The following is a 19,195-nucleotide window of genomic DNA, read 5'->3' as shown; positions in this document are numbered from 1 at the left end:
GTTCAGCTCAGGGTCACGTGGCCGAGCGGGGTGTCGACGACGGCCCGCAGGCCGGGCTCCGGCCCCTCGGTGACGTCGAGCGTCACGTCGAGGGCGGCCAGGTCGCGGCGGAGCGCGCCGGGGTCGGGGTGGACGGCGGCGAAGGAGACCAGGCCGAGTTGCGGCAGGTCCGTGGCGGCCGGGTGGGTGGTCGTCCCCCAGTCGATGAGGAAGGGCACCGGACGGATCGCGGCGGGGTCCTCGCGCCGGGTGAGCCGCCACTCCAGCAGCTCGCCGGACGGGGTGCGCCGGGACAGCGGCTGCACGTCACCGGGGTCGTAGCCGCGCTCGCGGGCCAGCTCCACGGTCTTGTCCAGGTCCTGCGGATGCACGGCCCAGGCGGCCAGGCGCGGCTCGGTCAGCGTCGCCAGCCCGAACGCCCGCGGCCGCACGTCCGACTCCGGGTCCGGCCCGATGATCTCCAGGTACGCGGTCGGCCCGAAGCGCACCAGGTAGTTCGCGGTGCCGCCGGGATGGCTGCCGCCCCGGACGGGCCGCACGCCGGTGCGCGCGGCGAAGTCCTCGACCCCCGCGAGCAGGTCGGGAACGGCATAGACGAGGTGGTCGAGGTGACGGTCGGTCATCGGTGGTCCTCCGGTTCGCCGAGTGAGAGCATGAGCCGGTTCGCCCAGTTGAAGAAGGCGGCGGCGTGGATGGTGTCGCTGATCGCCAGGTCGTCCAGCCCGGCCGCGCGCAGCGCCGCGATGTGCTCGGGCCCGAACTCCACGGGCGTGGCGGCCAGCGCGACCGAGGCGTCGACGACCGCCCGCCAGGTGCCGTCCTGCGGCGCGTCCACCCCCTCGTCGAGCAGGCGCTGCACGTCCTGCGGGCGCTTGGAGTGGTGGGCGGCGAAGCGGGCGTGCACCGACGCGCAGAACACGCAGCCGTTGCGCCGCGAGGTCGCGGTCGCGGCCAGCTCGCGCTCGGCGCGCGGCAGCCCGCCGTCGGCGTTGTAGAAGATGTCGTTGTCGGTCTTGGTGCGCGCGTGCAGGATCTCGGGGTCGCGGGCCAGCAGCAGGAAGTACGGCGATGACGCCCGCGCCCGGTCCACCAGCGCCTCGTAGTGGGCCTCGGTCAGCTCCTCCGGCGCGAGCGGCGGCAGCCAGGGCCGCCAGCCGAGCTGTTCCTGGGTGAAGCCGGTGCTCACGCCGCCACCTCCGCGTTGAGCAGCCGCAGGCCGCCGACCACCCGGACCTGGAAGGCGAGGAAGGCGACGAGCTGCGACAACGTCACCACGCCCGTCGGGCTCCAGCCGGCCGCGGCCAGCGCCTCCAGGGCCTGCTCATCAGCCTCGCGGGGCCGGAAGACCAGCAGGTGCGCGTGCTCGAACGCGGCGGTGAGCCGGACGCCCAGCTCGGCCGGGTCGCGGACCCGGTAGCGCAGGCCCTCGTCGCTCTCGGCGGCCAGCGGCGCGGGGTAGACGCCGTACGGGCCGGTGGTGGCGCCCGCCTCGACCTCGGTCTCGACGGCCTTCAGCAGGCCGGGGGCCAGCTCGGCGAGCCGGTCGGCGTAGAAGCCGGCGACGACGGCGTCCCGGTGCAGCCCGGCCACGAAGGCCGCGACGGCGTCGCGTTCGACGAGGGTGACCTCGCCCTCCTCGTCGGGGGTGAAGAGCGCGTCGAAGCCGCGCTGGGCGTGCTCGCGGGCGGCGGGCCGCAGGTCGCGCAGCTTGTCGAGGCGGGAGCCCGGTCTTATCCCGGCCAGGTGGTCGATGACGTCGTTGATCATGTGGAGCTCATTTCGGTGGAGGGGAGCCAGCCGAGCGCGGGGGCGACCTCGGTCGCCAGCAACTCGGTCGAACGCAGGACCAGCGGGTGCGGCGGGTCCACCGAGTGCACCTGGAAGACCAGGTCGGTGACCCGTTCGAGGGTCGGATCGGCGCGCAGGCTGTCGATGACGTCCTGCGGGGTGCCCACGTGCACGTCGAAGGCGGCGATGCGGCTGTCGAGGTCGCCGCCGGGCAGCTCCCACGGCAGCCGGCCGCGCCCGAGCCCCCGCTCGGCCCAGCGCAGCGCCTCGGCGCGGCTGTCGGCCACGAACGCGGTCCGCGAGGCCACGATGCGCGGGACGACGCCCGCGGGCAGGTTCTCGTGGTAGGCGTCCACGATCGGCCGTTGCAGGTCGGCCAGCGTCGCCTGGGGGTCGTCGGCCGGCCGGGGCTGGGTGCGCGAGAGCATGAGCCCGTTGCCCGCCCGGCCGGCGCGCGCTCCGCCGGCGGCCGAGAACGTCGCCTCCCAGATCGCGCCGGGCAGCCGGGGCGCGGGCGGGTAGAGCCGGTTGCCGCCGCCCAGGTCCTCCCCCGACCAGGCCCTGAGCAGGATCGACAGGTGCTCGGCGTACAGGGCGGCGCGGTCGCCGCTGTCGTGCCCGAACGGCCCGAACGACGACGGCGTCCCGCCGCTGCCCACCCCGATCTCCAGCCGCCCGCCGGTGAGCAGGTCGAGCACGGCGGCGTCCTCGGCCACCCGCACCGGGTGCTCCAGCGGCAGCGTGATGATGCCGGTGCCGAGCCGGATGCGGCTGGTACGGGCCGCCACGTGGGCCAGGAACACCAGCGGCGCGGGCAGCCCGCCCTCCTCGCCGTCGAAGTGGTGCTGGGCCACCCAGGCGGTGTCGAACCCGAGCGACTCGGCGTGCGCGATCTGCTCGGCGGCCAGCCGGTAGCGCTCCGCCGGGGGCGCCTCGTCCAGGACGCGGGTGAAGAAGCCGAGCCTCATCGCACCGGCTCCGGGATGGCCGCGAGCAGCTCGCGGGTGTAGTCGTCGGCCGGGTCGGTGAAGACCCGCCGGGTGGATCCTGATTCCACGATGCGTCCTTTGTTCATGACGGAGACGGTGTGCGAGATCTGCCGCACCACCGCCAGGTCGTGCGAGATGAAGAGGTAGGTCAGGCCGAGGTCGCGCTGGAGCTGCCCGAGCAGGTCGAGGATCTGCGCCTGGACCGTGACGTCGAGCGCCGAGACGGCCTCGTCGAGCACCAGCACCTCCGGCCCCGCGGCCAGCGCGCGGGCGATGGCCACCCGCTGCCGCTGCCCGCCCGACAGCTCGCGCGGCCGGCGCGACGACACGTCCGCGGGCAGCGCCACCCGGTCGAGGAGCTCCGCGACGCGGGCCCGGCGGGCGGCGCGGTCGCCGAGCCGGAAGTTGCGCAACGGCTCCTCCACGATGTCGGCGACCGACTGCCGCGGGTCCAGCGACCCGTACGGGTTCTGGTGCACGAGCTGGACGTGCCGGCGGAAGCCGCGGCCGTCGGGGGCCCCGGCGACGGTGACCGTGCCCGACGTGGGCTCGGCGAAGCGCACCACCATGCGCGCGGTGGTGGTCTTGCCGGACCCCGACTCCCCGACGAGCGCGTGCGTGGTGCCGCGCGGCACCTCGAACGAGACGCCGTCCACGGCCCGGAAAGGCCGCCGCCCCGACCGGAACTCCTTGACCAGGTCGCGCACCACGATCGCGGGCTCGGCGGCCACCGGCTCGCGGAAGGGGCGGGCCGACAGCGCGGGGGCGTCGTGCAGCAGCTTGCGGGTGTAGTCCGCGCCGGGCGCCGCCAGGACGCCCCTGGTCGGGCCCTGCTCCTCGACGCGGCCGTCCTTCATGACGACCAGCCGGTCCGAGCGGCTCGCGGCCACGCCCAGGTCGTGGGTGACCAGCAGCACGGCGGTGCCGAACTCGGCGCGCAGGTCGTCGATGAGGTCCAGGATGCGCCGCTGCACGGTGACGTCCAGGGCGCTGGTGGGCTCGTCGGCGATGATCAGCCGGGGTTCGAGCGCGACGGCGATGGCGATCAGCACGCGCTGGCGCATGCCGCCGGACAGCTCGTGCGGGTACTGGCGGGCCCGCGTCTCGGGGTCGGGCAGGCCGACGCGGGTGAGCAGCTCGACCACCCGGCGCCGGACCGCGGCCCGGTCGCCGCGCTTGTGGATGCGCAGCACCTCGGCGATCTGCGCCCCGACCGTCTTGACCGGGTCGAGCGAGTTGGACGGGTCCTGCGGGACCAGCCCGATCTGGGCCCCCCGGACGGACTCCATCCGCCGCGGCGACCAGGTCGCCAGGTCGTTCTCCCCCAGCAGGACGCTGCCGCGGTCGAGCGAGGCGTTGCGCGGCAGCAGGCCGATGATCGAGTGCGCGGTCGTGGTCTTGCCGGACCCCGACTCGCCGACGACCGCCACCACCTCGCCCGGCTCGACGGTGAAGGAGACGCCGTGGACCGCCGGGCGGCCGTCATAGGAGACCGCGAGGTCGCGGACGTCGAGCAGGCTCACGAGGACTCCTTGGCGATGGACCGGCTGATCCGGCCGGCGGCGAGCACGACCGCGACCACCACGGCCCCGGGCAGCGTGGTCAGCCACCAGGACGTGGCCAGGTAGTTGCGGCCCTCGGCGATGAGCAGCCCCCACTCGGGGGTCGGCGGCTCGGCGCCGTAGCCGAGGAAGCCGAGCGTCGAGATGGCCAGGATGGCCACGCCGAACTGCAGGGCGGCCAGCGCGACGACGGGGCCGAGCGAGTTGGGCAGCACGTGCCGCCACAACACGGCGGTGAACCGGCCGCCGCTGCCGAACGCGGCCTCGACGTAGTCGGTGCGGCGCACCCGGACGACCTCCGACCGCGACAGCCGGGCGAACGCGGCCACCGAGCCGACGCCGACCGCGACGGCCACGTTCACCGTCCCCGGGCCGAGCAGGATGATCACGACCAGGGCCAGGAGCAGGCCGGGGACCGACAGCAGCACGTCCACGACCCGCATGACGGCGGCGTCGGGCACCCCGCCGAGCGAGCCGGCCAGCAGCCCGAGCAGCGTGCCGAGCAGCAGGCCGACCGCGACGGCGACGAACGCCCCCGACAACGAGTGCACGGCCCCGTGCACCACCCGCGCGAACACGTCCCGCCCGACGGCGTCGGTGCCGAACAGGTGCTGCGCGCTCGGCGCCTGGAGCTTCTCGACCGGCACGCCGGCGATCGGGTCGTACCCGGTGAACAGCCCCGGGACGACCGCCCACAGCAGCGCCACGGCGATCACCGTCCAGGCCAGGATCAGGCCCGCCCTCACGACGCCGCCTTCAGCCGCGGGTCGAGCACCGGGAACAACACGTCCACCACCAAGTTGACCAGGACGAACACCGCCGCGGCGAGCACCACCACGGCCAGCATCACCGGCGTGTCCTGGGCGGTCACGGCCTGCTCGGTGAGCCGCCCGATGCCGTTGCGGCCGAAGACGGTCTCCGTCACGACCGAGCCCGCGATCAGCTCGCCGAACGTCAGCCCGGCCACGGTCAGCGTCGGCAGGACGGCGTTGCGCGCCACGTGCCGCCACAGGATCCACCAGCGGGTGGCGCCCTTGGCCGCGATCACCGGCACGAACGGCTGCGCGTACACCTGGTCGATGCCGCGCGCCAGCACCTGCGCGATGGGCGCCGAGATCGGCACGGCCAGAGTCAGCACCGGCAGGACGAGCTGCTGCAGCTCGCCGCCGCCGATGACCGGCACCAGCCGCAGCCGGAAGGAGAAGACCTGGATCAGCAGGATCCCCAGCCAGAACGCCGGGACCGAGATGAACAGCGACGGCACCGACAGCAGCGCCCCGCGCAGCCACGACGTCCTGCTGTAGCTCGCCACGAACGCGATCACCACGGCGAGCAGCACCGCCAGGACGAACGCCGCCGAGGCCAGCCGGGCCGTCTCGGGCAGCGCCTCGCCCAGCCGCTCGACCACCGGGGTGCCGGTGTCGATCGAGTAGCCGAAGCCGCCGGTCAGGAAGCCGGTCAGCGTGCGCAGGTACTCACCGACCGGCGAGCCGCCGCTGTAGTAGGCCCGGATGTCGGCGATCTGCTGCGGCGACAGGCCGAGCTCGGGGTTCTGGAACTTGATCAGGATCGAGTCGCCGGGCAGCAGTTGCAGCAGCACGTAGCTCGCGGTGAAGGCGGCCCACAGCACGAGCACCGCCTGCCCGGCCCGCGTCAGGAGATACCTGGTCATTGCTGGGCCTTCCACGTCGAGTAGAACCACGGCCGGGCGACCGCCTCGAAGGCCACGCCCTTGACGTACGGCGCGCCGCCGTACACCTGGGGCTCCTCGAACAGGGGGATGGCGTAGCCCTGGTCGATCACGTACCGCTGGATCTCGCCGACCTTGGCGTTGCGCTTGGCGTTGTCGGGTTCGGCGGACTCCTCCTCCAGCAGGGTGTCGAGCTTCTTGTCCTTGGACAGGATGACGTCGCGGTTCTGGCTGTGGAAGTGGCTCTTGATGACGTCCTGGTCGGCGCGGCCGACCATGCTGTGCGCGACGGCGGTCTTCTCGGCGTCCTTGATGTCCACGGCCTGGGTGCCGGCGTCGGCGGGGCGGATCTCCAGCTGCACGCCGAGCTTGGCCCACTGCTGGCCGACGAGTTCGAGCGTCTGCTTGGACAGCGGCTGCGGGCCGGCGACGAAGACGCCCAGCCGCAGCTTGACGCCGTCCTTCTCGCGCACGCCGTCGGCGCCCCTGGTCCAGCCGGCCTTGTCGAGCAGCGCGTTGGCCTTGGCCGGGTCGTAGGCCAGGTCCTCGGACAGGTCGAGGTAGCCCTGGGCGAGGTGGCTGAGCACGGAGGTGGCCCGCGGGTAGCTCGCGGTGAACAGGGTGTCCACGACCTCCTTGACGTCGGTGCCCGCCTGCAGCGCCTTGCGCACGTCGAGGTCCTTCAGGATGCTGTTGGACGGCCGCAGGTACAGGCCGTTGTTCACGCCCCTGGTCGGCTCGGCGTAGATCTGGAAGCCGGCGTCCTTGACGGTCTTCTCGTCGTACGCCTGGACGTACCGCACGAAGTCGGCCTGCCCGGAGGTCAGCGCGCCGACGCGGACGTTGTCCTCGGGCGTCACGATGATCTTGATCTCGTCCAGGTACGCCCGCCCCTGGTGCTTCGACGACGGCGGCGCCCAGTCGTAGTCCTTGCGGGCGGCCAGGTCCACCTCCTTGTCGACGATCTGGTTCTTCAGCGTGAAGGGGCCCGAGCCGACGATGTTCTTCAGCTGGCACTGCTGCTCGTACGGCAGCGAGATCGTCTTCTTCGACACCAGCCCGGCCCCGATGACCGAAGTGCCCTGGAGGAAGCCGGGAGAGGGCTTCTTGAAGTGGAACTTCACGGTCAGCGGGTCGACGACCTCGCTGCGCTCGTAGTTGTTGACGAACTCGGCGACCGGCAGCTTGAGCTCGGTGTTCCCGAGGCCGTACACGTCGAAGTTGGCGGCGACGGCGGCGGCGTCGAGCGGGCTGCCGTCGCTGAAGGTCACGCCCTGGCGCAGGTGGAAGGTGTACTCGGTGGCATCGTCGTTCACCTCCCACTTGGTGGCGATCCAGGGCTCGATCTCCAGGGTCTGCGGGTTCTGCCAGGTCAGCTTGTCGGTGATCTGGTTGAGGATGCCGCCGTTGGGATAGAAGCCGGCGGCCGGCAGGTAGAGGCAGGTGGGCGGCTGGTGCTCCAGGTAGGTCAGCGTGCCGCCGTAGACCGGCTGACCGCTGGACGGCGCCGCGCCGGCAGCACCCCCTTGGCCGCCACAGGCGCCGAGGAGCCCAACGACGGCGAGCATGACGGCTGCGGTGCGCAGGCTGGATGAGGACATGGGGGTACTGCCTTTCAGACAAAACATACCTAAAAAGTAGGAAAAGGCTACAGCAAACGCGCGACCGAAGCCACCAGGGGCTTCGGTCGCGGCGTCAGAGGCGTCTCCGGATCACGGACGCGCCCAGGCCTCGGCGAGCAGTTCGTAGGAGCGCACGCGGTCGGCGGGGTCGTGGGTGATGGTGGTGACCAGCAACTCGTCGGCCCCGGTGACCCGGCGCAGCACGCGCAGCCCCTCGGCCACGGCCCGCGGCGTGCCGACGAATTGCGTGTCGATCCGGTCCTTGACCAGCGCGCGGTCGGCCTCGGTCCAGACGTGCCGGGCCGCCTCCGACGGCGTCGGGTACGGCATCGCGCCCGCCCCCGTCCTGATGCTGCGCACCCACAACCCGTACGGCGAGGCCAGCTCACGCGCCCTGGCCTCGTCCTCGGCCACCACCGCGTCGGCCGACACGATGACGTACGGCTCGGCCAGCTCGTCCGACGGCTTGAACGCCTCGCGGTACGCCTCCACGGCCTCCAGCACGCTCGACGGGCTGACGTGGTAGTTGGCCGCGAACGGCAATCCGCGCTCCCCCGCGACCCGGGCGCTCTGCCCGCCGCTGCTGCCCAGGATCCACACCTGGACGTCGGCCCCCTCGCCGGGCGTCACGTGCGCCTCGTGGGTCCCGCCGAGCAGCGCCAGCACCTCGTCGACCTGGTCGGCGAAGTCGGGCGTCACCGCTCCGGGCTGCTGGAGCAGGCTCGCCTGGAAGGCCAGGCGGGGGATCTTCGCCAGCCGCGACCAGTCGAAGGGCGGCGGGACGAGCAGCCCGTCCACCACCCTGGCCTCCGTGCTCGCGGGACGTGCGGGAGCCGGCTCGGCCCCGCGCCGCCCCGAGCGCCCGATGCCCAGATCGAGCCGGCCCGGATGCAGCGCGTCGATGATCCCGAACTCCTCGACCACGGACACCGGCGTCCGGTGGCCGAGCTGCACGGCTCCCGAGCCGACCCTGATCGTCGAGGTGGCCGCCGCCACCAGGCCGATCAGCACGGCGGGGGCCGAGCCGGCCACGCCCGGGGCGAAGTGGTGCTCGGCCAGCCAGTAACGGGCGTAGCCGAACTCCTCCGCGCGCCGGGCGAGCTCGATCGTGTCGCGTAACGCCTGGCCCGCGGTGCCGCCCGAGCTGATGGGGGCCAGGTCGAGGACGGACAGGCTCATGACGCGCTCCCCGGGAACGGGCGGCTGGGGATCTCCGCGCGCAGTGCCGGCGCGATCTCGGTCTGGAACAGCTCCAGCGTCTCCCGGTGCTGCCCCGGCGTCAGGCCGTCGGCATCGGCGGGCAGGTGCATGACCTCGTGCCCGAACCGCTTGTGGTAGCGCAGCACCTTGTCGATGATCTGCTGCGGGCTGCCGACCAGGATCGAGCCGCGCTCGACGGCGTCCTCCAGGGTGGGGAAGACCGGCCGCACCCCGGCCCGCCGGAACGTCTCCAGGCGGGCCTGGTAGATCGGCCGGTACTCGGCCAGCGCCCGTTGCGAGGTGCGGGCCGCGTAGTAGCCCGCACTGCCCGCCCCGACCAGGGCGTCGGCGGGGTCGTGGCCGTGATGGGCCCAGCGTTCGCGGTAGTGGTCGATCAGCTCGGCGTACGGCTCGATGGGGTTGGTGACGTTGGCCGAGAACAGCGGGTCGCCGTGGCGGGCGGCCAGCTCGACCGACTCCTTGCTGGTGGCGCTGCCGTGCCAGACCCTGATCGGCCGTTGCAGCGGGCGCGGCCAGGTCTCGGCGTCGGTCAGCGCGGGCCGGAAGCGGCCCTGCCAGGTGACCCGGTCCTCCCGCCACAGGCGGCGGAACAGCTCGTACGACTCGCGGTTGCGCTCCCACTGGTCCGCGGCGGTGACGTGGAAGAGCCTGGCCTGCGCCGCGCCGTTGCCCTTGCCGACGATCAGTTCGAGCCGGCCGCCGGACAGGTGGTCGAGCGTGGCGTAGTCCTCGTAGGCGCGGACCGGGTCGAGCAGGCTCAGCGTGGTGACCGCGGTGAACAGCCTGATCCTGGACGTTTTGGCGGCGATGTGGCTGAGCACGACCGGGGGCGAGGAGGAGATGAAGGGCCGCTCGTGCCGCTCGCCCACGCCGTAGCCGTCGAAGCCCAGTTCCTCGAAGAGCACGGCGGTCTCGACGACCTCGCGGAATCGTTGCGTGGGTGACCGGCCGTCGCTGTGGACGATCAATGTGATGCCCAGAAATTTCATGACACCTCCGCGTACCTGCTCGCCGGGCGCGGCAGGCCGAGCAGCCCGCGTAACGTCCGGGCTTCGTACCCGCTCCTGAAGGCCCCGCGCCCGCGCAGCTCGGCCGTCAGCTCCCGGCTGATCCGCTCCAGGTCGTACGGCACCGCCCCCGGCCGCAGCCGGAAGCCCTCGATCCCGGCCCGCCGCCACTCCAGCAGCAGGTCGGCCAGCTCCCCCGCGTCGCCGGTGAAGATCGCCGCGTCGGAGGTCAGTTCGGCCCCGTCCAGCTCGTCGAGCCGCGCCTTGCGCCGGGCCGCGTCCGGGCCCAGGAAGACGAGCAGGTCGGCGAAGATCCGCAGGTCGCCGGAGAGCCCCCGGACCTCCTGGACGATCTCCCGCGCGTGCTCGGCCGAGCGCGGCGTGACGAAGACGACGTCCGCGCCGCCCGCCGCGAACTCGTACGGCAGCCGCGCGTGGGCCAGCGCGGCCACCACCGGCTGCCCCTGCGGCGACCTGGGCGTGATGGACGGCCCCCGCACCGAGAAGAACCCGCCCTCGAAGTCGATGTGGTGGAGCTTGCCGCGGTCGACGAACCGGCCGGTGGCCACGTCCCTGATCTCGGCGTCGTCCTCCCAGCTGTCCCAGAGCCGCCGGGCCACCTCCACGGCGTCGGCGGCCTCGGCGAACAGGGCGCGGACGTGCGGGTCGGCCGACAGGTCCACCCCGCCGGGCCGGTTCAGCACCTGGTCGAGCGGGGCGAACCGGCGGCGGCCGAAGTGGGCCGCCTCGCTCGCCCGCGCCGAGACCTGCGGCCGCCAGCCCGCCCGGCCGCCGCTGACGTGGTCGAGGGTGGCGATGCCGATGGCCACGTGGAACGGCTCGGTGTGCGTGGTGGTGGCCGTCGGCACCAGGCCGATCCTGGTGGTCAGCGGCGCCAGCCGGGCCGCGAGCAGCACCGCGTCGAACCGGCCGCGTACCTGGTCGGTGCGGTCGTCGGGGCCGTCGGGCCGGGTGGACTGCAGGCCCAGGGCGTCCTCGATGGTGACGAAGTCCAGCAGCCCGCGCTCGGCCTCGGCGACCAGCCCCGCCCAGTGACCGGCCGAGAAGAGCCGCGTGCCGGGGGCCGCGCGCCAGGCGGCGGGGTGCCACCCGGCGCCGTCCAGGGCCACGGCCAGGTGCAGCGTCATGACAGCTCCAGGTGCTCGCGCAGGGTGGTCCCGGTGTACTCCGTGCGGAAGACGCCGCGTTCGCGCAGCGCCGGCACCACCCGGTCGACGAATTCGTCCAGCCCGCCGGGGGTCAGGTGCGGGACGAGGATGAAACCGTCGGCCGCGCCGGCCTGCACGTGCTCGTCCATCTGCCGGGCCACGCCCTCGGGGGTGCCGACGAACGTCTGCCGCCCGGTGACCTCGATCACCAGCTCGCGGATGCTCAGCCCCTTCTCCGCGGCCAGCGCCCGCCATTTGGCCGCCACCTCGGCGCGGTCCTTGATCGGCACCCGTCCCTGGGAGACGCCTTGGGACAGGTCCGGCTCGACGTCGGGGAACGGTCCATCGGGGTCGAAGGCCGACATGTCCCGCCCCCACACCTGCTCCAGGAACGCGATCGCGGTCTGCGGCCCGACCTGCTGCCGCCGGATCCTGGCCGCGTTCTCGGCGGCCTCCTCGTCGGTGTCGCCCAGCGCGAACGTCACACCGGGCATGATCTTGAGCTGGTGGGGCTCCCGGCCGTACCGGGCCAGGCGGCCCTTGACGTCGGCGGAGAAGCGCATGCCGTCCTCCAGCCCGCCGTGCGGGGTGAAGACCACGTCGGCGTGGGCGGCGGCGAACTCGCGGCCGTCGTCGGAGTCGCCGGCCTGGATGATCACCGGGTGTCCCTGCGGCGAGCGCGGCAGCGTGAACCGGCCCTCGACGGTGAAGTGCCTGCCCCGGTGGCTGACCGTGCCGATCGCGCCCTCCCGCAGGAAGCGGCCCGCGCCCTGGTCGGCGAGCACGGCGTCCGGCTGCCAGGAGTTCCACAACTCGCGCGACAGCCGGACGAACTCCTCGGCCCGCCGGTACCGGTCGGCGGGGTCGAGGAAGCCGCCGCGGCGGAAGTTCTCGCCGGTGAAGGCGTCGGAGGTGGTCACCACGTTCCAGGCGGCCCGGCCCTCGCTCAGGTGGTCGAGCGTGGACAGCCGCCTGGCCAGCTCGTACGGCTCGTTGAAGGTGGCGTTGACCGTGCCCGCGAGCCCGAGCCGCGAGGTCACCGCGGCCAGGGCGCTGAGCACGGTCAGCGCCTCGGGCCTGCCGACCACGTCCAGGTCGTGGATGCGGCCCTTGAGCTCGCGCAGCCGCAGCCCCTCGGCCAGGAAGAAGAAGTCGAACGTGCCGCGCTCGGCCGTCCTGGCGAGGTGGACGAACGAGGCGAAGTCGATCTGGCTCCCCGACCGGGGGTCGGCCCACACGGTGGTGTTGTTCACGCCGGGGAAGTGCGCGGCGAGGTGCACCTGCCTCTTGCGCGTCACCGGCCCCGCCCGTGCGGCGTGTCCCAGGCGGCGGGCAGGCCCTCGATGGTCTCGCCGAACGCCGGGCGCTGGTAGAGGTCGCGGGCGTAGCCCCAGAGGTGCTCGAAGTCGGGCAGCTCGCGCTCGCTGATGAGGTGCTCGCGGTTGTGCAGCGCGTCGAACCTGGCCAGCGTCACCCACAGCCGCACGTCCGCCTCGGTGATCGTGTCGCCGGTCAGGAACCGCTGCTCGGCCAGGCGTTCGTCCAGGCGTTCCAGGGCCGCGACGACGCGGTGGCGCTCCTCCTCGCGGGCGGCCTCGGTGCCGGCGGGGGCCACCCGGGTGACGCCGGTGTTGACGTCGTGGTAGATCCACGCGTTCAGCTTGTCGATCTCGGCGCGCAGGTGCTCGGGGTAGAGGTCGACCGAGGTGTCGGCCCACTTCTCGAACTGGGTGGCCAGGTCGATCGTGATGTCGGGGAAGTTGTTGCTGACGATCCTGCGCCGCGCCCTGTCCCAGAGCACGGGCACCGAGATGTGGCCCGGGTAGCCCTTCTCGGTGGCGTCGTAGGCCTGCTCCAGGAAGGCGAACCCGTTGACCGGGTCCGGGCCCCTGCGCTCCCTGAAGGCCCAGCCCCGGCCGTCGCGCTCGTCGTCCACGTACGACAGCGAGACGACGTCCTCCAGGCGCTTGAGCTTGCGGACGATCGCGACGCGCTGGGCGTAGGGGCAGGTCCAGGCGGCATAGACGTGGTAGCGGCCGGGCTCGGCGCGGTAGCCGCTGGTCCCGTCGGCGGTGACGCGGTCCTGGAAGGGGTAGACCGGGCGGTCCCAGCCGGCCGACAGGTGCAGGCGGCCGGGGCCGTAGCGGCCGTAGGCGATGCGGTCGAGCGGGCCGGCGTAGACCGGCGTGCCGGTGGTGGCGGTCACAGGTTCTCCTGGTGGGGTAGGAAGCGGCCGAACCGGCCCTGGTGGTAGAGCAGCGGACGGCCGGCGTTGTGCGTGGCCGCCTCGGCCACCAGGCCGACGACCAGCACGTGGTCGCCGACCTCGACGGTCTCGTACGGCAGGCAGATCAGGTGGGCGGAGACGTCCTGGAGCAGCGGCGCGCCGAGCGGCCCCGCCCGCCACCGCGTGGGCGCGGCGAACCTGTCCACCCCCTTGCGCGCGAACCGCGCCGCCAGCTCGGCCTGGTCGCTGGCCAGGATGTTGACCGCGAAGTGGTCGGCTCCCCGCAACCATGGCCAGGTGGTGGAGGACTGGTCCACGTAGAAGGAGACGAGCGGCGGGTCGAGGCTGACCGAGGAGAACGAGGTGGCGGTGAGCCCCACGGGGATGCCCTCGCTCTGCGCGGTGATCACCACCACTCCGCTGGCGTGCACGGCGAGCGCCTGGCGGAACACGTCGGCGCCGACGGCCTGCTGGTCGGGCAGGGTGTCGGTCATGCGCCGGCCTCCGCTCGGTACGGGCGGACGGTTCTGTTTGCGATCACGGAAAGGCTCCTCACGGGAGAGAGGGCGTGCTCACGCCGCTCCCGGCGGCCGGGCCGGGAGCGCCGGGAAGGGGGCACGCAAGGGTTCGTCAGCGGAGGCGTGGACGACGTCGGCCACGCTGGAGCGCTCAGGGGAAGGCGGGCGGCTGCTGGTCCGTGATCAACGACACTGCGCGCTGGCGACGTGGCCGAAGTCCACGTGCGGGCGCCTGGTCAGGAGAGTGCCCTGGCTCATGCCAACGACGCTAGGCCGCCGCGAGCCTCAAGTCAATATTCCCTACTGGTTTTAAAGGGAATACCTTATTGGGATGAATCGCGAAGTTTGGCGGGTGGCACGGGGATCGCCGGGAAGGGGTTGTCCGGCAGCAGGATGACCCGGCGCGCCTGCCGGGGCTGCATGGCGGCGTCGAGGTGCAGCAGGGCGGCCCCGATGCCGGCCGCGCCGACCATGTACCCGGTGTCCGCGCTCACCTCGCCCGGCCGCAGCCGCCGGTACGCCTGGTACCAGCGGAACCCCTGGCCGTCGTGGTTGTCGCCGCGCCCGATGAGGTGCCCGGCGAGCACCTGGGCCTGCGCGAGGCGCGCCTCGTCGCCGGTCGCCGCCCACAGGCCGACGAACAGTTCGAGCAGCCCGGCCGCGCCGCAACACTGGCAGGCCACGTTCCAGAAGCCGTCGGTCTGGCGGAGGGGGGCGCCGCTCTCGACGACGCCGTGCGCGAGCCGTTCGACCCAGTCGAGGTGGCCGGGGTCGCCGGTGACCCGGTACAGCTCGTAGAACATCCGGGCCACGCCCGCCGAGCCCGAACAGAAGCCCAGGTAGTGCAGCTCGCGCCCCTGCGGCACGTGATGCGGGACGACGGCGCACCTGCCCGCCACGGCGCTCACCTCGCGCACGAAGCCCGCGCCACGGGCGGCCGCCTCCAGGAAACGCCGCTCGCCCGTGACGCCGTGGAGCCTGGCCAGCAGGAAGGCGGTGCCCGCCGTGCCGGACAGGAAGCCCGGGGTGACGGCGTCGAGCGGCAGGTCGGCGCAGTCGCCGAAACGATGGCCGGGCACGGCGAGCCCGGCGATGCGCTCGCCCGCCGCCACCGCCGTCTCCTCGTAGCCGCGCACGCCGAGCGCGGCGGCGGCCTGGAGCAGCCCGAGCACGATCCCGCCGTCGCCGCGCTGGGCGGGCTCGCGGGTCCAGCCGAGGCCGCCGTCCAGCGGGCGGGCGGCGCGGACGATCGTGTCGGCCACCGCGACGGCCTCCTCCTCGAAGACGCCGTCGCCGAAGGCCCAGCCGGCCTCGATCAGCGCGACGAGCGTGCCGGTCAGGCCGTGGTAGAGGGTCAGGTCGGCGCGTTCGCGCCAGGTGGCGGCCAGGTAGCGGGCGCCTCTGCGGGCGTCGTCCAGGTACGCCTCGTGGCCGGTGGCGGCGGCCAGTTCCAGGAAGAACAGCACGATGCCGGCCGCGCCCGCGTACAGGGAGGCGGAGTCGCCGGCGGCGGCCGACCTGCCACGGGGGTCGGGGTTGGCGCGCCAGTGGCGGCCTCTGCCGTCGTCGACGGCGGCGGTGCGGATCCAGCGGCCCGCCATGATCGCGGCGGTCAGCGGAGTCTCGGCGCGCTCACTCGGCGAGCGGGTCCGGTCCAAGCCCATACTCCATTCTCCCACACTTCCGGTAGGAAAATCGGCCTTTTCTCAAGGGTTCGCCTCCATCATCGCGGGTAACGGAACGGTGACGTGGAGTATCGAATGGGGAGGGCGTCGTGAAGCGTCCCATCATCTGTGCCGCGATCCTGGCCCTGGGCGTCACGGGCTGCACGAACACCGGATACGACACAGGGCAGCACCTGCCGCAGAACGAGGGCGCGAACGCCGACGCCAAGGGCGTCATACACGTGCGCAACGCCCACCTGCGAGCCGCCGCCGGCCAGGCGGCCACCCCGACCTCGCCCGCCGCCGAGCAGAACCTCTACGCCGTGCTGATCAACGACGGCCACAAGCCCGACCAGCTCCAGCGGATCACCGTCGACGGCGGCGGCTCGGTGCAGCTCTCCGGCGCCGCCGCCGACATCCGGCCCGGCCAGCCCGTGGGCGCGGGCGACCAGCCGCTCGGCACGGTCACCGGCGTACGCGGCGCCACCGTGCCCATGACCTTCACCTTCCGCGACGCCGGGGCCGTGCGCGTGTACGTGCCCGTGAAGCAGAACGCGACCCAGTCCCCCGCCGGCTCGCCCGGCCCCGCGACCACTCCGGCGGCGCCGGGCCACGCCCCGCCCCACGCGCCCCGGCACCGGACCGGCCACTCAACCGGCCACTGACGGCCGCAGCGCCGACAGCAGCCGGTCCAGCTCTGCGGCGATCAGCGGCAGGTCGGCGTCCGGGTCGGCGGAGCGGGCCAGCAGCATGCCGCCCTCGCAGACGGCGCCGAACACGAGCTGCGCGCGGGCGGGCGCGTTCCCGCCCTCGATCCGGCCGCCCTCGGCGGCCCGGCGCAGGCCGCCGGCCAGGACCCGCAGCAGGTGGTCGTACTCGATCTCGCGGGCGGTCTCCCAGCCCAGCACCGAGGGCGCGTCGAGCAGCACGATCTGCCGGAAGCCCGGGTCGAGGCAGTGCTCCAGGAAGGTGCGCAGGCCCCGGCGCAGCGCCGCCAGCGGGTCGTCCTCCTGAGCCCCGGCGCGCTCCAGGGCCGCCGCGACCTCGGCCAGCTCGCCGGTGAACGCCGCCCGGAACAGCGCCGGCTTGCCGCCGAAGTGGTGGTAGGCGGCCCCCTTGGTCACCCCCGCGCGGGCGGCGACGGCGTCGATCGAGGTGTCGGCGTAGCCGTTCTCGCCGAACAGCCGGCGCGCGGCGCCCACCAGCCGCGCCGTCGTCTCGTCCGTGCGTTCTGCCTGGGTACGGCGGCTCATTGACTTCCATACTCCTAGTACGTATGTTCGAATCACGTACCAGAAGTATGGAACATGGAGGCCGATCGTGTCCGCAGAACCCATCGCCGTCTACGGAGCAAGTGGTCATACCGGACGCCTGGTGGCGGCGGAATTACGCGCCCGCGGCCTGGAGGTGATCCTGGCCGGCCGCGACGCCGCCCGCCTCAAGGCCGTCTCCGACGAGCTCGGCGGAGCCCGCGTGCACGAGGCCCCGCTCGACGACGCCGACGCCCTGCGGGCCCTCACCGCCGAGGCCGGCGTGCTGGTCCACTGTGCCGGGCCCTTCACCGACACCGGCCGGCCCGTGGCCCGCGCCGCCGCGGCGTCCGGCTGCCACTACGTCGACCACGCCCTGGAGCAGCACCACACCAAGTGGATGTTCGACGCCATGTCCGAGCCCGCCGCGGCCGCGGGCATCACGATGATCACGGCCATGAGCTTCTACGGCGGCATGGGCGACCTGCTGGCCGCGGCCGTGTCCGCCGGGCTGACCGGCATCGACCGGGTGACCAGCGCGTACGCCGTGTCCGGCTGGCGGCTGACCACCGGCGCGCGCAGGACCGCCGAGCTGCTGTTCGCCGACACCCGCCGCATCACCTTCAGCGACGGCGCCCAGCACGTCGGGTACGTCGAGCCGCGCAACGCCGTCTTCCCCTTCCCGCCGCCGCTCGGCCCGCGGACGATGATCGCGCCGATCCCGTCGTCGGAGGTCGTCACCGTGCCCAGGCACGTGCCCGCTCGCTGGGTCGAGGCACAGCTCACCGCGCACACCTTCGAGGAGGAGGGCGCGTTCACCGGCGAGGCCGTCGACCCGGAGACCAGGGCGGGCTCGGAGTTCACCGTGGCCGTCCAGGTCGTCACCGAGGACGGCGGCGCGGCCGGCCGGATCACCGGCCGCGACCTGTGGCGGCTCAGCGCGCTGGCCTCGGTCGAGGCCGCCGTGCGGCTGGCCGCCGGGCACGGGCCGGGGCCCGGCGTCTTCGCCCCGGCCGAGGCGTTCCCCGCCGAGCCGTTCCTGCGCGACCTCGAAGCGCTCGGGCTGCTCAGGCTCACCCTGCCGGGAAGGAGCGGGCGATGATCCTGGTCACGGGCGCGGCCGGCGGCCCCCAGGGCGGCACCGGCAGGCAGGTGGCCGAACAGCTGCTCCAGCGCGACCAGGCCGTGCGCGCCTTCGTGCACTCCGACGACGAGCGCGCCGGCGAGCTGCGCAAGCTCGGCGCGGACGTCGTCGTCGGCGACCTGCGCGAGATCAGGGACGTGCGGCCCGCGATGCGCGGGGTACGGCGGGCGTACTTCACCTATCCGGTGACGGCCGGGCTGCTCGACGCGACCGGCGCGTTCGCGGCGGCGGCCCGGGAGGAGGGGGTCGAGCGGGTGGTCGAGGTCTCCCAGCTCGACGCCCAGCCCGAGGCCGGGACGCCGCGCATGCGCCGCCACTGGCTGTCGGAGCAGGTCTTCGACTGGGCGGGGGTGGGCGCGGTGCACCTGCGCGCGGCGGTCTTCTTCGAGAACCTGGCCGTCGTGGCGGACGCGTACGGCGAGCTGGCCCTCCCGCTGGGCCCGCCGGACACGCTGATCCCGCTCGTCGCCGCCGCCGACGTGGCGCGGGTGGGCGCGGGCCTGCTGCTGGACCCGGCGCCGGCCGACCCGGTGTGCCTGGTGACGGGCCAGATGGCGACGGCCGCCGAGGCCGCCGACGCCCTCGGCGTGCGCTACGCGGACCTGCCGCCCGAGGAGTGGGAGCGGCGGGCGCACGAGGTGTACCGCGACCCGTACGCCGTCGAGCACCTGAGCCACCTGTGGGCGATCTTCCGCTTCATCGGCTCCGGCGACCACCCGCTCTACCGGGTCACCGAGAGCATCGAGCGCGTCGGCGGGCGTCGTCCGGTGACGATCGGGGAGTTCGCCGCCGCCCGGCGCTGATCCCGTCCTGGCCGGCCCGCCTCCACCAGGTCGGTCAGCGCAGGCCCGCGAGCACGCCGCGCGCGACGGCCTCCCGCCCGGCCTCCTCCTCGGCCGCCGCCGCCTGCTCGGCCGCCATGCGCACGTCGTAGGCGGCGCGGGCCGTGGCGATCTCGCCCTGGTGCTCCTCGGTCCAGGTGACCAGGGCGCGGATGGTGGCGTGCAACGTGCCGCCGAGGGGCGTCAGCGCGTAGTCCACGCGGGGCGGCACGGTCGGGTGGACGGTACGGCTGACCAGGCCGTCGCGCTCCAGGTGACGCAGGGTCCTGGTCAGCATGCGCTGGCTGACGCCGTCGATCATGCGGCGCAGCTCGGTGAAGCGCAGGCTGCGCCGGTCGAGCAGCGCGATCACCTGGAGCGACCACTTGTCGGCGATCCGGTCGAGGATCTGCCTGACCTCGCAGTCCTCCCGCTGGTCCCATTGCAGCACGTCGTAGTCGGTATCCCCGCAGTGACCGAGGGACATCGAAGTTCCGTCTTCCATGGCTCCTTATGGTGACCA

At 73.5% G+C, this 19,195-nt stretch carries 20 protein-coding genes; 3 read left to right on the top strand and 17 right to left on the bottom strand.

Going from position 1 to position 19,195, the window contains the following annotated elements:
- Positions 1–2: 2 nt before the first annotated feature.
- The 15 genes from ACWEJ6_RS03975 to ACWEJ6_RS03905 form a co-directional block, all read right to left on the bottom strand.
- Positions 3–623 (bottom strand): VOC family protein, encoded by a 621-nt coding sequence (locus ACWEJ6_RS03975; protein WP_452421052.1) that lies wholly within the window; start codon positions 621–623, stop codon positions 3–5.
- On the bottom strand, positions 620–1,186 hold the full coding sequence (locus ACWEJ6_RS03970; RefSeq protein ID WP_357990849.1) for an alkylhydroperoxidase domain protein: 567 nt from the start codon (positions 1,184–1,186) through the stop codon (positions 620–622). Before ACWEJ6_RS03970 ends, ACWEJ6_RS03975 begins: the two co-directional genes overlap by 4 nt.
- Positions 1,183–1,767, bottom strand: coding sequence for a CMD domain protein (locus tag ACWEJ6_RS03965; RefSeq protein ID WP_452421050.1), 585 nt, complete (start codon positions 1,765–1,767; stop codon positions 1,183–1,185). Before ACWEJ6_RS03965 ends, ACWEJ6_RS03970 begins: the two co-directional genes overlap by 4 nt.
- Positions 1,764–2,756 carry a putative FMN-dependent luciferase-like monooxygenase gene (locus ACWEJ6_RS03960; protein ID WP_387668528.1) on the bottom strand — a complete coding sequence of 331 codons (993 nt, stop codon included), beginning with the start codon at positions 2,754–2,756 and terminating at the stop codon, positions 1,764–1,766. The genes ACWEJ6_RS03965 and ACWEJ6_RS03960 overlap by 4 nt, the downstream gene beginning before the upstream one ends.
- On the bottom strand, positions 2,753–4,300 hold the full coding sequence (locus ACWEJ6_RS03955; protein ID WP_452421048.1) for a dipeptide ABC transporter ATP-binding protein: 1,548 nt from the start codon (positions 4,298–4,300) through the stop codon (positions 2,753–2,755). The genes ACWEJ6_RS03960 and ACWEJ6_RS03955 overlap by 4 nt, the downstream gene beginning before the upstream one ends.
- A complete protein-coding gene (locus ACWEJ6_RS03950) occupies positions 4,297–5,085 on the bottom strand; it encodes an ABC transporter permease (protein WP_397164833.1) in 789 nt (262 codons plus the stop codon). The genes ACWEJ6_RS03955 and ACWEJ6_RS03950 overlap by 4 nt, the downstream gene beginning before the upstream one ends.
- A complete protein-coding gene (locus ACWEJ6_RS03945; RefSeq protein WP_358283006.1) occupies positions 5,082–6,011 on the bottom strand; it encodes an ABC transporter permease in 930 nt (309 codons plus the stop codon). The genes ACWEJ6_RS03950 and ACWEJ6_RS03945 overlap by 4 nt, the downstream gene beginning before the upstream one ends.
- Positions 6,008–7,630 carry a TIGR04028 family ABC transporter substrate-binding protein gene (locus tag ACWEJ6_RS03940; RefSeq protein ID WP_452421046.1) on the bottom strand — a complete coding sequence of 541 codons (1,623 nt, stop codon included), beginning with the start codon at positions 7,628–7,630 and terminating at the stop codon, positions 6,008–6,010. The genes ACWEJ6_RS03945 and ACWEJ6_RS03940 overlap by 4 nt, the downstream gene beginning before the upstream one ends.
- 111 nt (positions 7,631–7,741) lie before the next feature.
- A complete protein-coding gene (locus ACWEJ6_RS03935) occupies positions 7,742–8,830 on the bottom strand; it encodes an LLM class flavin-dependent oxidoreductase (protein WP_358283002.1) in 1,089 nt (362 codons plus the stop codon).
- Positions 8,827–9,861, bottom strand: a complete 1,035-nt coding sequence (locus ACWEJ6_RS03930) for an LLM class flavin-dependent oxidoreductase (protein WP_387668538.1) — start codon at positions 9,859–9,861, stop codon at positions 8,827–8,829. The genes ACWEJ6_RS03935 and ACWEJ6_RS03930 overlap by 4 nt, the downstream gene beginning before the upstream one ends.
- Entirely contained in the window at positions 9,858–11,027 is a 1,170-nt protein-coding gene (locus tag ACWEJ6_RS03925) for an LLM class flavin-dependent oxidoreductase (protein WP_452421043.1), read from the bottom strand. Before ACWEJ6_RS03925 ends, ACWEJ6_RS03930 begins: the two co-directional genes overlap by 4 nt.
- Positions 11,024–12,346, bottom strand: coding sequence for an NtaA/DmoA family FMN-dependent monooxygenase (locus tag ACWEJ6_RS03920; protein WP_452421041.1), 1,323 nt, complete (start codon positions 12,344–12,346; stop codon positions 11,024–11,026). Before ACWEJ6_RS03920 ends, ACWEJ6_RS03925 begins: the two co-directional genes overlap by 4 nt.
- The gene (locus tag ACWEJ6_RS03915; protein WP_452421039.1) at positions 12,343–13,254 is read right to left on the bottom strand and encodes a glutathione S-transferase C-terminal domain-containing protein; all 912 of its coding nucleotides are present in this window, start codon (positions 13,252–13,254) and stop codon (positions 12,343–12,345) included. The genes ACWEJ6_RS03920 and ACWEJ6_RS03915 overlap by 4 nt, the downstream gene beginning before the upstream one ends.
- Positions 13,251–13,769 (bottom strand): flavin reductase family protein, encoded by a 519-nt coding sequence (locus ACWEJ6_RS03910; protein WP_352349501.1) that lies wholly within the window; start codon positions 13,767–13,769, stop codon positions 13,251–13,253. Before ACWEJ6_RS03910 ends, ACWEJ6_RS03915 begins: the two co-directional genes overlap by 4 nt.
- Positions 13,770–14,116: 347 nt before the next feature.
- A complete protein-coding gene (locus tag ACWEJ6_RS03905) occupies positions 14,117–15,457 on the bottom strand; it encodes a lanthionine synthetase LanC family protein (protein WP_358282994.1) in 1,341 nt (446 codons plus the stop codon).
- A 110-nt stretch (positions 15,458–15,567) separates the two neighbouring features.
- Between ACWEJ6_RS03905 and ACWEJ6_RS03900 the strand changes: the two genes are divergently transcribed.
- Positions 15,568–16,122 carry a copper chaperone PCu(A)C gene (locus tag ACWEJ6_RS03900; RefSeq protein WP_387668550.1) on the top strand — a complete coding sequence of 185 codons (555 nt, stop codon included), beginning with the start codon at positions 15,568–15,570 and terminating at the stop codon, positions 16,120–16,122.
- Here ACWEJ6_RS03900 and ACWEJ6_RS03895 read toward each other — a convergent pair.
- Complete coding sequence (locus tag ACWEJ6_RS03895) at positions 16,108–16,710, bottom strand: TetR/AcrR family transcriptional regulator (protein WP_452421037.1); 603 nt, start codon at positions 16,708–16,710, stop codon at positions 16,108–16,110. The genes ACWEJ6_RS03900 and ACWEJ6_RS03895 overlap by 15 nt on opposite strands.
- A gap of 67 nt (positions 16,711–16,777) precedes the next feature.
- On the opposite strand from ACWEJ6_RS03895, the gene ACWEJ6_RS03890 reads away from it, so the two are divergent.
- Both ACWEJ6_RS03890 and ACWEJ6_RS03885 read left to right on the top strand, forming a co-directional pair.
- The gene (locus ACWEJ6_RS03890; RefSeq protein WP_452421035.1) at positions 16,778–17,809 is read left to right on the top strand and encodes a saccharopine dehydrogenase NADP-binding domain-containing protein; all 1,032 of its coding nucleotides are present in this window, start codon (positions 16,778–16,780) and stop codon (positions 17,807–17,809) included.
- Positions 17,806–18,654, top strand: coding sequence for an NAD(P)H-binding protein (locus tag ACWEJ6_RS03885; protein WP_452421033.1), 849 nt, complete (start codon positions 17,806–17,808; stop codon positions 18,652–18,654). The genes ACWEJ6_RS03890 and ACWEJ6_RS03885 overlap by 4 nt, the downstream gene beginning before the upstream one ends.
- A gap of 34 nt (positions 18,655–18,688) precedes the next feature.
- On the opposite strand, the gene ACWEJ6_RS03880 is transcribed toward ACWEJ6_RS03885, so the two are convergent.
- Entirely contained in the window at positions 18,689–19,177 is a 489-nt protein-coding gene (locus tag ACWEJ6_RS03880; protein ID WP_358282985.1) for a winged helix-turn-helix transcriptional regulator, read from the bottom strand.
- Positions 19,178–19,195: the final 18 nt, after the last annotated feature.

The organism is Nonomuraea sp. NPDC004702 (assembly GCF_053601695.1).
Note: the sequence above shows the minus strand (reverse complement) of the source record. Positions and strands in the feature narration are given on the sequence as shown.

Excerpts from the sequence above, each read along its gene's own strand:
- ACWEJ6_RS03925 (WP_452421043.1), bottom strand. The coding sequence starts at position 11,027 with ATGACGCTGCACCTGGCCGTGGCCCTGGACGGCGCCGGGTGGCACCCC.
- ACWEJ6_RS03930 (WP_387668538.1), bottom strand. The coding sequence starts at position 9,861 with ATGAAATTTCTGGGCATCACATTGATCGTCCACAGCGACGGCCGGTCA.
- ACWEJ6_RS03965 (WP_452421050.1), bottom strand. The coding sequence starts at position 1,767 with ATGATCAACGACGTCATCGACCACCTGGCCGGGATAAGACCGGGCTCC.
- ACWEJ6_RS03880 (WP_358282985.1), bottom strand. The coding sequence starts at position 19,177 with ATGGAAGACGGAACTTCGATGTCCCTCGGTCACTGCGGGGATACCGAC.
- ACWEJ6_RS03960 (WP_387668528.1), bottom strand. The coding sequence starts at position 2,756 with ATGAGGCTCGGCTTCTTCACCCGCGTCCTGGACGAGGCGCCCCCGGCG.
- ACWEJ6_RS03885 (WP_452421033.1), top strand. The coding sequence starts at position 17,806 with ATGATCCTGGTCACGGGCGCGGCCGGCGGCCCCCAGGGCGGCACCGGC.
- ACWEJ6_RS03905 (WP_358282994.1), bottom strand. The coding sequence starts at position 15,457 with ATGGGCTTGGACCGGACCCGCTCGCCGAGTGAGCGCGCCGAGACTCCG.
- ACWEJ6_RS03895 (WP_452421037.1), bottom strand. The coding sequence starts at position 16,710 with ATGAGCCGCCGTACCCAGGCAGAACGCACGGACGAGACGACGGCGCGG.
- ACWEJ6_RS03940 (WP_452421046.1), bottom strand. The coding sequence starts at position 7,630 with ATGTCCTCATCCAGCCTGCGCACCGCAGCCGTCATGCTCGCCGTCGTT.
- ACWEJ6_RS03935 (WP_358283002.1), bottom strand. The coding sequence starts at position 8,830 with ATGAGCCTGTCCGTCCTCGACCTGGCCCCCATCAGCTCGGGCGGCACC.
- ACWEJ6_RS03910 (WP_352349501.1), bottom strand. The coding sequence starts at position 13,769 with ATGACCGACACCCTGCCCGACCAGCAGGCCGTCGGCGCCGACGTGTTC.
- ACWEJ6_RS03945 (WP_358283006.1), bottom strand. The coding sequence starts at position 6,011 with ATGACCAGGTATCTCCTGACGCGGGCCGGGCAGGCGGTGCTCGTGCTG.
- ACWEJ6_RS03975 (WP_452421052.1), bottom strand. The coding sequence starts at position 623 with ATGACCGACCGTCACCTCGACCACCTCGTCTATGCCGTTCCCGACCTG.